This is a genomic window from Pseudomonas hamedanensis (genome assembly GCF_014268595.2).
In the GTDB taxonomy this organism is placed as follows: domain Bacteria; phylum Pseudomonadota; class Gammaproteobacteria; order Pseudomonadales; family Pseudomonadaceae; genus Aquipseudomonas; species Aquipseudomonas hamedanensis.
The window spans coordinates 4,860,707-4,875,846 of the sequence record NZ_CP077091.1; the positions used below are offsets into that span (position 1 = coordinate 4,860,707).

Below are 15,140 nucleotides of genomic sequence, written 5' to 3' on the forward strand. Positions count from 1 at the left end.
AGTCGGTGCGGCAATTATTTCTCGGCGCGTTCTTTCAGCGCTTTGAGCGTGTTGAACGGCGCGTCGACAACGAACTTGTTAGCCACCATCGCCGGCACACTGCCGCCAGGATTGGTGTGCACCTGATAGGTCACTTCGACCTGATCGCCCTTGGGTACGAATTTCCAGAAGCCTTTGACTTCGGTGACACGCACAAAGCCTTTCTCTTCCGGCAGATAGGTCGGCACGCCTTCAAGGTTGCGGGTCAGGCTGCCGTCAGTGCCTTCAAGGGTGGTGATCTTCAACACCGAGTCACGCGGGGTCACCGGCCATGGCGTATTGAACTGAGAATAGGTCCAGCTCTGATCGCCTTCATGCTCGAGCAGCTTCTGGGACTTGCACTCGTGAATCCAGGCGCATGCACCCGCGACATCTTCCTGCAAGGCGCGCAGTTTGGCGACGGTGGTCTTCATCAGCGCAACGCCCTGATAGGCCTTGTAGTCCGAACCTGGCACTTCGCTCAGGGAAACCTTGATGCCCTGTTCGTTCTTGGCGACTTTCCACTCTTCAGCCTGAGCCATCGAGGTGGCGAGCACAGCGGTCAATCCACACAACACGGCGATACGATGCAGCGAACCCATAGTCTTATTCCTTATTGTTGAAGTTCCGTTCGTTTGACACATCACGCCGCGGTCATTCGCTCCCACCAGCCGATCAACCTGATCGCCTCTTCCGAGCTGGCGCCACAGACTTCAACATCCGCAGCGAACCCTGAACAGACCGGCGGGCGTTCCGGGCGACCGAAAATATTGCACAGGTTATCGACCGAGAGTTGCACGCAACGTTCACCGGCAGGTTTGCCATCGGGCATGCCGGGGATCGGCGAACTGATGGAGGGGGCAATGCAGCAAGCGCCACAGCCTTCACGGCATTTCATGACGAACCAATCCTCGCGACGGACGATGTGTTAAAGGAGACGGGGCACAGAGTAACCGCTAAAACGGCTGTTTCAAATTGCCTGAACCGGGTTTTGCGCGATAACTGAAAGTGACTGCGCAGTCACAGGCAAAGCGTCTGTTCTGCGGGTCAGAGGTGGCTGTTAGTCACTGTTTGAATTCGAAATCCAGGGCAGCGCCTTCAACTTCGCGGCGTTCTTCACGCAGTTGCAATTGCATTTCGTTGCTGAGCAAACGGCCGTTGAGCTGGAAGCCGCTGTCTTTTTCGCCAAACATCTGCGGCAGGATTGCCTCGCGTTTGGGCAATTCCACTGCGCCCTTGGGTTTCAATTCCTCAACCAGGTCTTTGGGCAGGCTGAGATCGAGTTTTGCCGGCGGCAATTTGGTTTTCGCCACTTCGCTGGCAGATTTCGACTTGGAAGCTACCGGGCGTCGCTTCTTTGCCGGGGTGGCTTTTTTGGACTGGGCTTTCTTCACCGGTGCCGCGGTCTTGACGGCCTTGTTGGTCTTATGGGTCGCTGCCGGCTTTTCCTGGGGAGCAGCCGCCATGACACTGGGTGCCTGACCCATCACCAGTAAACCCAGCAATACCCACGCGGCAGGAACAATCGCTTTCATGGACCCAACAAGACTAACGGCAGAGGGCCACATGCTCGCCTGTTGTGCGCGACAAGACAAGCCTGACCTGCCGCTCGTTCAGAATCCGCCAGCCGTTTCCTGACACAGTTGGGTCGCCAGCAACCCGAGTGTCATCAACGCCCTCTCCGCCTCGCGGTTCCATGGGATCCCGCAGTTCAGGCGGATGCAGTGGTTGAACTGCTCGGTATTACTGAAGATCAGGCCCGGTGCGATGCTGATGCCCTGCTGCAACGCGCGGACATGCAATTCCTGCGTGTTGACCCGCCCCGGCAAGCTCACCCACAGGATGAAACCGCCCGTGGGCCGGGACATTTGCGTGCCTTCGGGGAAGTGTTGCTGCACCGCCAACTGGAAAGCACTGAGATTTTTTCGGTATTCCTGACGGATGTACCGTAAATGCCGGTCATAGCCGCCGTTCTCAAGGTAGGCGGCGATGGCCATCTGCGTCACGCTGCAGGCCGAATGGGTACTGAATGTCTGCAAGCGCTGGATTTCCTGCTGATACTTGCCAGCGATCATCCAGCCGATGCGCACGCCGGGCGACAACGTCTTGGAAAAGCTCGAACAGTAAATCACTCGATCAAGCCGGTCGTAGGCCTTGAGGGCCTTGGTGCGGCCCTGCTCGAACATCAATTCACCGTAAATGTCGTCTTCGACAATCTGGATATCGAAATCCGAGGCCAGGCGCAGCAGTTGTTTCTGCCGCTCTTCGGGCATGGTGCCGCCCAGCGGATTGCTCAGCCGTGTGGTCAGCACCAGTGCCTTGATCGACCATTGGTTGGCGGCCAGTTGCAACGCTTCAAGGCTCATGCCAGTGGCCGGATCGCTGGGAATCTCGATGACTTTCAGGCCCAGCAGATCAGCCAGTTGCAGCAGCCCGTAGTAGGTCGGTGATTCGGCCGCGATCAGATCGCCCGGCCGGGTCAGTACGCGCAGTGACATTTGCAGAGCATCGACGCAGCCGTGGGTGATCACCACTTCCGAGGGGTCGACCACTACGCCGGCGTCACGCATGCGAATCGCGACTTGCCGCCGCAGCGGCTCGAATCCCGGGCTGAACATATAGCTGAACGCCCGCGGACTATGAAAACGCGTGACCTTGGCCAGTTGCTGATGCAGCGCGCGGACCGGCAAATAATCGACACTGGGCACCGCGGCGCCCAACGGGAACACGCCCTCGCGGCGAGACTCGACCAGGACCTGCTGAATGATGCTGCTGCGGGTGACCAGTCCTGGCCGTTCGACCCGGGCGATGTCCGGGGTCGGCGCCGTCAGTGCGGGCGTCTGGTGGACGTAGTAACCGGACTGTGGACGGGCGCGGATCAGCCCTTGATCTTCAAGGTTGGCATACGCCTGCAACACCGTCGCATGACTGACATTGAGCTGCGAACTCATCTTGCGCACCGAAGGCACGCGCTCTCCCGGTTGATAGACACCGCGGCGGATGTCTTCGGCCAGTTGCTGAGCAATACGCTGGTAAAGCAAGAGATTGGTCATGACGCAGCACTCGATTTCACGGGCATTTTATTCTTGTGTGAAACAATACCGGAACAGTTGGGAAGTGTACTGGGACAGTTGCCACTTTAGTCGACCATACAGTGCGGTGTCAGCCCCTGTCTGTACTGTTTTGCGCGCCAGTCGACAGACGAAAAAAAGCCCGGCTCTGCATCACAGGCCGGGCTTCCCAATGACGCCTCCCTCAGCGGGCGGCGCCGAGCTGGCCTTTCTCGTCGGAGAAAACAATCTCCACGCGCCGATTCTGCGCCCGTCCGCGTTCGGACGCGTTGGCATCCACGGGATATTCATCGCCGTAACCTTCGACCTGGATGCGTTTTTCGTCGATACCCAAATCGATCAGCACATCGGCCACCGATTGTGCGCGGTCGCGGGACAGCTTGAGGTTTTCCTGCTTGCCGCCCGTGCTGTCGGTGTAGCCCTCGATGCGCACCACGCGTTTCGGATTCAGCTGCAAGAACTGCACGATCTTCAGCACCACGCGGTTGGCGGAGTTCTTCAGCTCGGCCTGGCCGGTGTCGAACAACACGTCGCCCAGGGTCATTACCAGACCACGATCCGTTTGCGTGGTAGCGAGCGCGACGATCTGTTCTTCGAGCCACTTGCCCTGCTGTTGCACGCTCAGCAGTTTCGACTCGCGCAGGGCCAGTTGCAGGCGCTGGCGTTCCAGTTCGAGCTTGGCGGCACGCTCTTCGTTGAGCACCTGATTGGTGTGCTCACGGGCGATTTCGCTGTAGCGCTGGCTCAGGTAGGCGTAATGCACCACGTCCGAACCACTGCCCCAATAGGTCGACAAGCGATCGGCACGCGCCAGCGATTCTCCGGCGCGGATCACGTCTTTCGGCGCGATGCGCAGCACGTTGGAGTCTTCTTTGACTTTCTGGAAGTCGGCACCGGCCTGTTGCAGGGCCGCTTCGCTGTGCTGGCCGGCGCAGCCGTAGAGGCTCGCGCAACCGGCGAGGAGCAAGGCGCCGAATACACTGGATTTGAGGCTCATTGGGCCTCCCCCAGTTGCAGTTGCTTGCGTAGGCGGACGATGCGGGTATTGAGCACGTTCAGTTGTTCTTCGCTTTTTTGCGTCAGCACCTTGGCTTCGGCCAGACGGGCATCCAGTTCGGCCTGTTCGGCGCGCATGCGCGCATTGCGATAGGACTCGTCTGCCATGTTGCCTTTGGCCCGGTTGTACTTGGTTTCGGCCAGTTGCATTTGCGGGACTTCGTCGGCCGTTGCACCGACAGCCTTGGCCTGGGCGATGGCCTGTTCGGTCAAACGCATTTGTTCGTTAGGTGCCGGATCGGTTGCGCAGCCGGCCAGGGCCAGCACGGCCACCGCCGCGAAAAGAAGTCGATTACTCACTAAGAATCCCTACTGTTTTGGGGCACTGACAGGTTGTGGTGGCTGTTGCTGCTGCGCCTTCCAGCGCTCGATGTTGCGTTGCAGCGCGGCTTCCGTCAGTCCGGACGCGGGCAATTCTGTCATCTTTTTTGCCAGCTGTCCGCGCAACCACGGATCGTTGCAGGCCGAGTTATGGGAAACCGCGAGGAACAGGCCCGGTCGATCGATCGGTTGTTCGAAGGCCAGCAGGTCCTCGGTCATGCCCAGTGCCTGCGCGGCGGCCATGCCTGAGTAACGTCCGGCGAGTACATATTCAACTTCGCCCAGCAGCAATTTCTGAAAGGCCTGGGTGAGGTTGGCTGTCCGGGTAAGGGTCAGATTCTGCTCGGCGAAAGTGCCGAATGCCTGGGTCATTCGAGACTTTTCCGACACACCGCCGGTGTGCCCGCGCAAGTCCATGGCTTCGCCGTACAGCAACGTCGAGCCTTTGCGCGTCCACACCAGGTAGTCATTTTCCAGCAACGGCGGATGGATGTAGTCGAGGTTTTCCAGCTCGTTGACGACCAGCGGCGCGTCGGCCAGCAGGTCCATGCGCCCGCTGCGCACTTCATCGAGGGCTTGCGCGCGTTTGCCGGCATAAAGCAATTCGACCTTGATACCGAGGTCCTTGGCGACGTGCTGCAACAGATCGGCGCTGGCACCGATCAACAGCTTCGGATTCTGCGGATCCTGCCACAGGTACGGCGGCGCGTCCGGGCTGCCGGTGACGACGAGGCGCTCGCACTTGCCGGCGGCCGCGGCCACGCCCGGTAACAGGATCAATCCCAATAACAACCTGCGACGCAGATCCATGGCGAAACGCTCCCAGTCAAATCCGAAACAAAAAAAAGCCCGACCATCAGGCCGGGCTCTTTATAAGTGAAGCCGCCGGATTAGACCAGCTTCTCCAGCTCAGGGATTGCTTCGAACAGATCCGCCACCAGGCCGTAATCGGCCACCTGGAAGATCGGCGCTTCTTCGTCCTTGTTGATCGCCACGATCACTTTGGAGTCTTTCATGCCGGCCAGGTGCTGGATCGCGCCGGAGATACCGACGGCGATGTACAGCTGAGGCGCAACGATCTTGCCGGTCTGGCCAACCTGCATGTCGTTCGGTACAAAACCTGCGTCGACCGCAGCGCGCGAGGCGCCCACAGCAGCGCCGAGCTTGTCGGCCAGCGCGTACAGGTGTTTGAAGTTGTCACCGTTCTGCATGCCGCGACCGCCGGAAACGACGATCTTGGCAGCGGTCAGTTCGGGACGATCGGACTTGGCCAGCTCTTCGCTGACGAAGCTCGAAGTACCGGCGTCGTGCGCAGCACCCACGGCTTCAACGGCCGCCGAACCACCTTCAGCGGCAACCGGGTCGAAACCGGTGGCACGCACGGTGATGACTTTGATTGCGGCAGTCGATTGCACGGTAGCGATGGCGTTACCGGCGTAGATCGGACGCTTGAAGGTGTCAGCGCTTTCTACCGAGATGATCTCGGAGATCTGATCGACGTCCAGCGCAGCAGCAACGCGCGGCAGGATGTTTTTACCGTTGGAGGTGGCGGCGGCCAGGATGTGGCTGTAGCCAGCGCCCAGCTCTGCAACCAGCGGCGCTACGTTTTCCGGCAGCTGGTGCGCGTAAGCGGCGTTGTCAGCGTTGAGGACTTTGCTCACGCCAGCGATTTTCGCCGCGGCGTCAGCCACTGGGCCTGCGCCCTGACCGGCTACCAGAACGTGGATGTCGCCGCCAATTTTGGCCGCAGCAGCCACGGTGTTCAGCGTGGCCGGGGCCAGCACTTTGTTGTCGTGTTCAGCGATTACCAAGATAGTCATGTCAGATTACCTTCGCTTCGTTTTTCAGTTTCTCGACCAGTTCAGCCACCGACTTGACCTTGATGCCCGCGCTGCGTGCAGCCGGCGCTTCGACTTTCAGGGTCTTGTTGGTGGAGGCGGTGGAAACGCCCAAAGCGTCCGGAGTCAGCACTTCGAGAGGCTTCTTCTTGGCTTTCATGATGTTTGGCAGGGACGCGTAGCGCGGCTCGTTCAAACGCAGGTCGGTGGTGACGATGGCCGGCAGTTTCAGCGAAACGGTCTGCGCGCCGCCGTCGATTTCGCGAGTCACGGCAACGCTGTCGCCAGAGACTTCGACTTTCGAGGCGAACGTGCCCTGACCGTAGCCGCTCAGTGCCGCGAGCATCTGGCCGGTCTGGTTGTTGTCGCTGTCGATGGCCTGTTTGCCGAGGATCACCAGTTGAGGCTGTTCCTTGTCGACCACAGCCTTGAGCAGCTTGGCCACGGCGAGCGAGGTCAGGTCTTCAGCGGATTCGACGAGGATGGCGCGGTCGGCGCCCAGAGCCAGTGCAGTGCGCAGCTGTTCCTGAGCGGTGGACGGGCCGATGGAGACGACGACGATTTCAGTCGCAACACCTTTTTCTTTCAGGCGTACGGCTTCTTCCACTGCGATTTCGCAGAACGGGTTCATCGACATCTTGACGTTGGCGAGGTCTACGCCGGAATTGTCCGCCTTGACGCGAACCTTGACGTTGTAATCCACAACGCGTTTGACAGCTACAAGAACCTTCATGGATTCCTCGTTACTCTCCGGTGAAAAGAAAGTCGCCTAGGCGAACCTGGCGGTTGATGCTCATCAGGCTAAAAGGGCACCTCTAAAAACGCCGACGGGTCTGCCGGGTGATTGCACGTTACAAAGGCTGATAACCGTTCGTCAGGGGTGACTGAGCAGTCATCGATCTTCACGCGGTGTAAACTGCGCGCCCAAGCTGCGCTGCGCATCACCTGACGCTGCCTGCGCCCTGTCTTTAGAGGTGCTCTTGAAACCGCCAGTCTGCTTACGACTAGCGCAAAACCGCCCGTATCTTGACCGGAACACCTATTCCGGTCAATACAGCAAAATGACCATTCATAAGCCGCGCTTCTTTGATTTCTCTGGGCTGGAGCCGATTCAAACAAACGTTTGTATTGGACGCTGAGAGTGGTGTAGATATAATGCGCCGCCTAGAGAGAAAGGTGGATTCGCCAATATTCCCTTTGACGTTAACGTAAAGGCAATACGGATGCGACATCAAACCTCCAAATTAGAAAAAAAACTGTTGAGCCTTGAGTAGGAGATAGCCTGTGGAACGCGAATACATGGAATTCGACGTCGTCATCGTCGGTGCCGGCCCCGCTGGTCTGTCCGCCGCCTGCCGCTTGAAGCAGAAGGCCGCTGATGCCGGTAAGGAAATCAGCGTCTGCGTGGTCGAAAAAGGCTCCGAAGTCGGCGCACACATCCTCTCCGGTGCGGTGTTTGAACCGCGCGCTCTGAACGAATTGTTCCCGGACTGGAAAGAACTTGGCGCGCCGCTGAACACGCCGGTCGCTCGCGATGACATTTTCGTGCTGAAAAACGCCGAAAGCGCACAGAAAATTCCAGACTTCTTTGTGCCCAAGACCATGCACAACGAAGGCAACTACATCATTTCCCTGGGCAACCTGTGCCGCTGGCTGGCCCAGCAGGCCGAAAACCTCGGCGTGGAAATCTATCCCGGCTTCGCCGCCCAGGAAGCGCTGATCGACGAAAACGGTGTAGTGCGCGGGATCATCACCGGTGATCTGGGCGTCGACCGCGAAGGCAACCCGAAAGAAGGCCTGTACACCCCGGGCATGGAACTACGCGGCAAGTACACACTGTTCGCTGAAGGCTGCCGTGGCCACATCGGCAAGCAACTGATCAAGCGCTACAACCTCGACAGCGATGCCGACGTTCAACACTACGGTATAGGCCTGAAGGAAATCTGGGAAATCGACCCGGCGAAACACCAGCCAGGCCTGGTGGTGCACACCGCCGGCTGGCCGCTGGACATCATGGGCACCGAGAACACCGGCGGCTCGTTCCTCTACCACCTGGAAAACAACCAAGTGGTCGTCGGCCTGATCGTTGACCTGTCCTACAGCAACACCTACCTGTCGCCGTTCGACGAATTCCAGCGCCTCAAGCATCACCCGGTACTCGCGCAGTATCTGGAAGGCGGCAAGCGCATCAGCTACGGTGCCCGCGCCATTGCCAAGGGCGGCCTGAACTCGCTGCCGAAAATGGTCTTCAAGGGCGGCGCGCTGATCGGTTGCGACCTCGGCACGCTGAACTTCGCCAAGATCAAAGGCAGCCACACCGCAATGAAGTCCGGCATGCTCGCCGCTGAATCGGTCGCTGATGCGCTGTTCGCCGAGCAAGACTGCACAGTCGAATTGACCACTTATGTCGACGCATTCAAGAACAGCTGGCTGCACGAAGAACTGTTTGCCAGCCGCAACTTCGGCGCGGCGATCCACAAATACGGCGCGATCATCGGCGGCGGTTTCAACTGGCTCGACCAGAACATCTTCGGCGGCAAGCTGCCGTTCACCCTGCGCGACACCAAGCCGGACTACGCCTGCCTCAAGCTGGCGGCCGACTGCAAGAAGATCGATTACCCGAAACCCGACGGCAAGCTGAGCTTCGACAAACTGAGTTCGGTGTTCATCTCCGGCACCAACCACGAAGAAGAGCAGCCCTGCCACCTGAAGCTGACCGATCCGAGCATTCCGATCAGCAAAAACCTGCCGCTGTACGACGAACCAGCGCAGCGCTACTGCCCGGCCGGCGTATACGAAGTGATCACCAAGGAAGACGGCGAAAAGCGCTTCCAGATCAACGCCCAGAACTGCGTGCACTGCAAGACCTGTGACATCAAGGACCCTGCGCAGAACATCACCTGGGTCACGCCGGAAGGTGCTGGTGGACCGACTTACCCGAACATGTAAGTCGATGCGCTGAACGAAGAGGCTCCCGACATGGGGGCCTTTTTGTTGCCCAAAATTCCTCTGACACCACAAAACAACTGTAGGAGTGAGCCTGCTCGCGATAACGGTGTGTCAGCCAGCATCATTGGCACAGACATACCGCTATCGCGAGCAGGCTCACTCCTACAGGGGATCTTCGTCGACTTAGGCGGCGCGTTCGTCTCCCGGGCTACGCTCAAAATAACGTTTGTACTCGCGGCTGAATTGCGACGTGCTTTGATACCCCACCCGATGCGCCACCTGCGCCACGCCCAGGCCTTCGGCCACCAGCAAGGTCTGCGCCTTGAGCAACCTCAGCCGCTTCAGATACTGCACCGGCGACAATAACGTGCTGCGTTTGAAATGCTCATGAAACGTCGACACGCTCATGTTCGCGCAACCGGCCAGGGTCTCGACGTTCAACGGCTCGGTGTAATGCGCGTGCAGATGGCTGATCGAAGCCGCCACCCGCGCGAACTGCCCCTGCTTTTCCACCAGCGCGCGCAAGACATCCGCCTGCGGCCCGCGTAGCGCGACGAACAACAACTCGCGCACCCGCGCCGGACCGAGAATCTGACATTCCAGCGGATCGTGCAGGCAACTGAGCAGCCGCTCGACACAGCCACGCATGTCATCGTCGAGCACCACAGAGGTCATCGATTCTGGCGTCTGCGCCGGGATATGCCGCCCCGGCGCCAGGCCCATCGCCAACACCAACTCACCGAGCTGGACCCGATCAATTGCCACCGAGACACCGAGCAAGGGTGCGTCGGGCAAGGCAAAGGTTTCGCACTCGAAGGGCACCGGCAGTGCCTGAATCAGGTAATGCCCGGCGCCATATTCCATGGTCCGCGGGCCGAGGAACGCCAGTTTGCTGCCCTGGGCGATGATCATCAGGCTCGGCTCGTAAATGTGCGGGCCACGGGCGACATCGCAACTGGCGCGCAGCACTTGCACGCCGGGCAAGCCGGTCTGGCTGTAACCATCACGCAGCGCCAGCGGTTCGATCAGCGAAACCAGCCGGGCGTTGGCATCAAGATGACGAGTTAACTGCATCGAAAAAAGTCTTCGCAAAAATCAGGGAAAAAGGGATGAAAACATCATCGCAGATCCGTTGCCCCCTGCGACCGTCAAAACCTGCATGCCGGAGAATTAGGCATGAGACCCGGAGGAATCGCCATGGCCGCACGCTCAGTCGGCGCCCAGAATGCACCGCCTCACTTGTCACTGCTTTTGCGAGGTCACTCATGTACACCGCCATCGGCTATGCCGCCCAATCGGCCACCACACCCCTCGCCCCGATGAAATTCGAACGCCGCAGCCCACGGGCCGACGACGTGGCGATCGAAATTCTCTACTGCGGCGTCTGCCATTCCGACATCCATCAGGCGCGCAATGAATGGGGAATCGCCGTTTATCCGTTGATGCCCGGCCACGAGATCGTCGGAAAAGTCACCGCTGTCGGTGCGAATGTCACCCGGCATAAAGTGGGCGATCTGGTCGGTGTTGGCTGCATGGTCGACTCTTGCCGCACCTGCGAAGCCTGCCAGTCGAATCTGGAACAATATTGCCTCGAAGGCCCGACCATGACCTACGCCACGCCAGACCGGGTGGACGGCAGCAACACCATGGGCGGTTATTCGGACAGCATCGTCGTCAGCGAACACTTTGTGGTGCGCATTCCGGAAAAACTGGCACTGGCCAGCGCCGCGCCGATTCTCTGCGCCGGCATCACCACCTACTCGCCGCTCAAGCACTACGGTGTCAAAGCGGGCGACAAGGTCGGGATTCTTGGCATGGGTGGTCTGGGCCACATGGGCATCAAGTTTGCCAAAGCCATGGGCGCGGAAGTGACCCTGTTCACCCGTTCGGCGAGCAAAGCCGAGGAAGGCCGTCGTCAGGGCGCCGATCATGTGATCGTCTCCACCGACGCCGAGCAAATGAAAGCCGCCGCCGGGTATTTCGACTTCCTGCTCGACACCATTCCGGTGCAGCACGACCTCAATCCGTACCTCGACACCCTGCGGTTTGACGGCGTGCACATTCTGGTCGGTCTGATCGAGCCAGTTAACCCACCGGTCCACGCCGGCAAACTGGTGATGAGCCGTCGTGTGCTGGCCGGTTCCCTGATCGGCGGTGTCGCCGAAACCCAGGAAGTGCTGGATTTCTGCGCCGAGCACAACATTACCTGCGACATCGAAATGCTCGACATCCGCCAGATCAACGAAGCCTACGCCCGGATGATCGCCGGTGACGTGAAATACCGTTTTGTCATCGACATGGCGACGCTGAAGGCTTAAACCTTCAAGGTTTACACCTTCAAGACTTACACCTTCAAGCCTAGCTCCGCCGACAGCCGGGTTGTGACCCCTTTAAGCAGGGGAATCAACTCGGCCATCTTTTCCAGCGGCATGTACGGCACGGTGCTGGCGATACTGATCGCCGCGACAATACCCTTGCTCGCATCGCGAATCGGCGCCGCCACGCAGCGGATCGATGGTTCGTTGTCTTCCAGATCGAACGCGTAGCCGCCCGCCACGTATTCGGTCATGCGCTGCTCGAGCTGCTCCCACGACTGCTGGGGATGCTGCGGCCAGAACTGACTTTTCCCACCCGCCGGCAGGCTGATGTCGTACAGCCGTTGCCAATCCTGCGGCGAGTCATCAAGCATCAACGCCTTGCCGATCCCGGTGCGCACCAGCGGCATGCGATGGCCGACCCGTGAACGCATCTCCGGACCATTGCGTCCAGGATTCTTCAACAGATACAGCACTTCGTCACCTTCGCGGATGCCCAGATGCACGGTGTCGCCGGTCAGCGCCGACAACTCGTCAAGGTACGGTCCGGCCAACGTCACCAACGGCAACTCTTCGCGCGCCTGAAAGCCCAGCTCGATCAGCTTCGGCCCGAGCAGATAACCGATCTGTGGCACCACACGCAGATAGCGTTCGTCGACCAGGCAACTGGCCAGGCGATGGGTGGTGCTGCGCGTGGTGCCGATCAGCCGGGCAATCTCCTTGAGATCACGGGCGCCGCTGGCGACGGCCTGCACCACACCGAGGCCGCGCAGCAGTGTCTGGGTGCCGGTGGGCGCGGCCTCCCTGGTTTTTTCCGGAGCGTCTTCCTGCATATCCAGCCTTTACCGTTGAGCGAGGGAACGGGCGGCATTATGGTCGCCCGATGCTGAGCACTACAACTCGATACGCTCGACCTTGCCCACCAGCAGCACGTAGGACAAAGCGCCGACCAGCGCGAGCACAGCGATGTAGGTGATGGCCGGGGCGAACGAATCACCGCTGGCAAGGAAGCCGATGACGATCGGCGTGGCAATCGCCGACAAGTTGCCGATGAAGTTGAACACGCCACCGGTCAGGCCAAGCAGACGGGCCGGGGCCAGTGTCGAGACCAGCGACCACGTGATCGACGCCAGACCGTTACCGAAAAATGCCAGCGCAAGAAAGGCAATCACCAGCGGCGTCGACTCAACGAAGTTGGCGCCAATGATCGAGGTCGAAATCAGCAGGCCACCAATGATCGGCAATTTACGTGCGAAGCCCACGCTGTAGCCACGGCGGATCAGGAAGTCGGAGAAGAACCCCGAACACAGCACACCCACGAACGCGGCGAGAAACGGCAGCGACGCCAGCAGGCCGGACTTGATGAAATCCATGCCGCGGTATTTCACCAGGTAGGTCGGGAACCACGTGAGGAAAAACCACAGCGTCGAATTCAGGCAGAACTGGCCGAGGTAGATGCCCCACAACTTGCGCTTGCTGAGGACGACGCCGAGATCGGTCCAGCTGAATTTGGCTTTGACTCTGGCCGTCTCGGCCTGGATATCGACCAGCCCGCCACCCTCGCGGATCAGATCGATTTCTGCTTCGTTGGCGCCCTTGAAGTCGCGCGGCTCGCGATACACGGCGTACCAGATCACCGCCCAGAGAATGCCGACCGCGCCAGTCACAACGAAAACCATGTGCCAGCCGAATGTGTGTTGCAGCCAGGCCAGTACCGGTGTCAGGAAGGCCAGACCTACGAACTGCCCGGACGTGTAGAAACCAATTGCCGTGGCGCGTTCACGCTCGGGGAACCAGGTCGTCACCACGCGGCTGTTGATCGGATACGCGGGCGCTTCCAGCGCTCCGACGGCCATGCGCAGCACGAACAGCGCAATGAAACTGCTGACGAAACCGAGCATCACCGTGGCCACCGACCACAGCAGCAGCGCCACGCTGTAGAGGATCCGTGGCGGCACGCGATCGACCAGCCAGCCGCCGGGAATCTGCATGGCGGCGTAGGTCCAGCCGAAGGCGGAAAAAATCAGCCCGACGTGAACCGGATCGATGCCCAGCTCACTGGTCAGCGCCGGCGCGGCAATCGACAGGTTGCTGCGGTCCAGGTAGTTGATGACCACGGTGATAAACAGCAACACCATGATGAAAAAACGCTTGCGGCTAGGCGTGACTAAAGACGCCTGCCCGGTGAGGGTGTGCGTTTGCATGAGAGATGCCTCTTTTTATGTTTGTTGAGGTCATGACGCAGATCTCCCTCTCCCTGAAGATCTGATCGGTCCCACGCTCCGCGTGGGAGTGCAGCCCGGGACGCTCCGCGTCCCTCGAGAGCCGAACGCGGAGCGTCCGTTGAGGCATTCCCACGCAGAGCGTGGGAACGATCAGGGCGGTGGATCAGTGATGACTCACCACTCGGCAAAGCTGCCATCGGCGTGGCGCCAGATCGGGTTGCGCCAGCGGTGGCCGACGGCCGCGCGCTCGATCACATATTCCTCGTTGATCTCGATGCCCAGGCCCGGACCGTTCGGGATCTTCACGAAGCCCTTGTCGTAATCGAACACGCGCGGGTCCTTCACGTAGTCGAGCAAATCGTTGCTCTCGTTGTAATGGATGCCCAGGCTCTGCTCCTGGATAAACGCGTTGTAACAAACCGCGTCCAATTGCAAACAGGCTGCCAGCGCAATCGGACCCAGCGGGCAATGCAGCGCCAGCGCTACGTCGTAGGCTTCGGCCATGTTGGCAATCTTGCGGGTCTCGGTGATACCGCCGGCGTGGGACGCGTCCGGCTGGATGATGTCGACGTAGCCCTCGCTCAACACCCGTTTAAAGTCCCAGCGCGAGAACAGCCGCTCGCCCAGGGCAATCGGCGTACTGGTCAGGGGGGCGAGTTCTTTTAACGCTTCGTAGTTTTCGCTGAGCACCGGCTCTTCGATAAACATCAGTTTGTAAGGGTCGAGTTCCTTCATCAGCACCTTGGCCATCGGCTTGTGCACACGACCATGGAAATCGACGCCGATGCCGACGTTCGGCCCGACGGCATCACGCACGGCGGCGACGTTGGCCAAGGCGAGGTCGACTTTCTCAAAGGTGTCGAGGAACTGCAGTTCTTCGGTGCCGTTCATTTTCACCGCGGTGAAACCCCGGCTCACCGCCTCTTTCGCCGCACGCGCGGTGTCGGCCGGACGGTCGCCGCCGATCCACGAGTAGACACGAATCTTGTCGCGCACCTGACCACCGAGCAGGTCACTGACCGAAACCCCGAGGGCTTTGCCCTTGATGTCCCACAACGCCTGATCGATACCGGCCAGCGCGCTCATGTGAATCGCGCCGCCGCGGTAGAAGCCGCCGCGATAGAGCACGGTCCAGATGTCTTCGATATTGCGTGGGTCTTTGCCGATCAGGTAGTCGGACAATTCTTCCACGGCAGCGGCGACGGTGTGCGCACGCCCTTCCACCACGGGTTCGCCCCAACCGGTCACGCCTTCGTCGGTTTCGACCTTGAGGAAGCACCAGCGCGGCGGAACGATGAAGGTCGTGAGTTTGGTGATTTTCATCTTTTTGTCTCTCTTATTGATGCA

15 protein-coding genes are annotated in these 15,140 nt (G+C 59.8%); 2 read left to right on the forward strand and 13 right to left on the reverse strand.

Translation table 11 applies throughout. The features are described 5' to 3' along the window. Positions 1–14: 14 nt before the first annotated feature. From HU739_RS21145 to HU739_RS21185, 9 genes are all read right to left on the reverse strand, one after another. Positions 15–620 carry an START domain-containing protein gene (locus tag HU739_RS21145; protein ID WP_186547012.1) on the reverse strand — a complete coding sequence of 202 codons (606 nt, stop codon included), beginning with the start codon at positions 618–620 and terminating at the stop codon, positions 15–17. Between the two features lie 41 nt (positions 621–661). After that, complete coding sequence (locus HU739_RS21150) at positions 662–916, reverse strand: YkgJ family cysteine cluster protein (RefSeq protein WP_186547011.1); 255 nt, start codon at positions 914–916, stop codon at positions 662–664. Positions 917–1,082: 166 nt separating this feature from the next. Further along, on the reverse strand, positions 1,083–1,553 hold the full coding sequence (locus HU739_RS21155; protein ID WP_186547010.1) for a translation initiation factor 2: 471 nt from the start codon (positions 1,551–1,553) through the stop codon (positions 1,083–1,085). A 78-nt stretch (positions 1,554–1,631) separates the two neighbouring features. Continuing rightward, positions 1,632–3,071 carry an aminotransferase-like domain-containing protein gene (locus HU739_RS21160; protein ID WP_024013893.1) on the reverse strand — a complete coding sequence of 480 codons (1,440 nt, stop codon included), beginning with the start codon at positions 3,069–3,071 and terminating at the stop codon, positions 1,632–1,634. Between the two features lie 202 nt (positions 3,072–3,273). Then, complete coding sequence (locus HU739_RS21165; RefSeq protein WP_186547009.1) at positions 3,274–4,086, reverse strand: OmpA family protein; 813 nt, start codon at positions 4,084–4,086, stop codon at positions 3,274–3,276. Further along, positions 4,083–4,445 carry a DUF4398 domain-containing protein gene (locus HU739_RS21170; protein ID WP_186547008.1) on the reverse strand — a complete coding sequence of 121 codons (363 nt, stop codon included), beginning with the start codon at positions 4,443–4,445 and terminating at the stop codon, positions 4,083–4,085. The genes HU739_RS21165 and HU739_RS21170 overlap by 4 nt, the downstream gene beginning before the upstream one ends. 9 nt (positions 4,446–4,454) lie before the next feature. Then, positions 4,455–5,276 (reverse strand): substrate-binding periplasmic protein, encoded by an 822-nt coding sequence (locus tag HU739_RS21175; protein WP_186547007.1) that lies wholly within the window; start codon positions 5,274–5,276, stop codon positions 4,455–4,457. 80 nt (positions 5,277–5,356) lie between these two features. Then, positions 5,357–6,286, reverse strand: a complete 930-nt coding sequence (locus HU739_RS21180) for an electron transfer flavoprotein subunit alpha/FixB family protein (RefSeq protein WP_186547006.1) — start codon at positions 6,284–6,286, stop codon at positions 5,357–5,359. A gap of 1 nt (position 6,287) precedes the next feature. Continuing rightward, on the reverse strand, positions 6,288–7,037 hold the full coding sequence (locus HU739_RS21185; RefSeq protein WP_003226982.1) for an electron transfer flavoprotein subunit beta/FixA family protein: 750 nt from the start codon (positions 7,035–7,037) through the stop codon (positions 6,288–6,290). A gap of 551 nt (positions 7,038–7,588) precedes the next feature. Here HU739_RS21185 and HU739_RS21190 point away from each other — a divergent pair. Further along, a complete protein-coding gene (locus HU739_RS21190; protein ID WP_186547005.1) occupies positions 7,589–9,253 on the forward strand; it encodes an electron transfer flavoprotein-ubiquinone oxidoreductase in 1,665 nt (554 codons plus the stop codon). Positions 9,254–9,436: 183 nt separating this feature from the next. Here HU739_RS21190 and HU739_RS21195 read toward each other — a convergent pair whose 3' ends face one another. Continuing rightward, entirely contained in the window at positions 9,437–10,327 is an 891-nt protein-coding gene (locus HU739_RS21195) for an AraC family transcriptional regulator (RefSeq protein ID WP_186547004.1), read from the reverse strand. A 191-nt stretch (positions 10,328–10,518) separates the two neighbouring features. On the opposite strand from HU739_RS21195, the gene HU739_RS21200 reads away from it, so the two are divergent. Next, entirely contained in the window at positions 10,519–11,571 is a 1,053-nt protein-coding gene (locus tag HU739_RS21200; protein ID WP_186547003.1) for an NAD(P)-dependent alcohol dehydrogenase, read from the forward strand. A gap of 26 nt (positions 11,572–11,597) precedes the next feature. On the opposite strand, the gene HU739_RS21205 is transcribed toward HU739_RS21200, so the two are convergent. The 3 genes from HU739_RS21205 to dgoD all read right to left on the reverse strand — a co-directional run bounded on the left by HU739_RS21205 (position 11,598) and on the right by dgoD (position 15,116). Then, complete coding sequence (locus HU739_RS21205) at positions 11,598–12,401, reverse strand: IclR family transcriptional regulator (RefSeq protein WP_186547002.1); 804 nt, start codon at positions 12,399–12,401, stop codon at positions 11,598–11,600. Between the two features lie 60 nt (positions 12,402–12,461). Continuing rightward, entirely contained in the window at positions 12,462–13,772 is a 1,311-nt protein-coding gene (locus tag HU739_RS21210; RefSeq protein WP_186547001.1) for an MFS transporter, read from the reverse strand. Positions 13,773–13,967: 195 nt separating this feature from the next. Beyond that, positions 13,968–15,116: a galactonate dehydratase gene (gene dgoD, locus HU739_RS21215; RefSeq protein WP_008085519.1), complete on the reverse strand. Its 1,149-nt coding sequence runs from the start codon at positions 15,114–15,116 to the stop codon at positions 13,968–13,970. Positions 15,117–15,140: the final 24 nt, after the last annotated feature.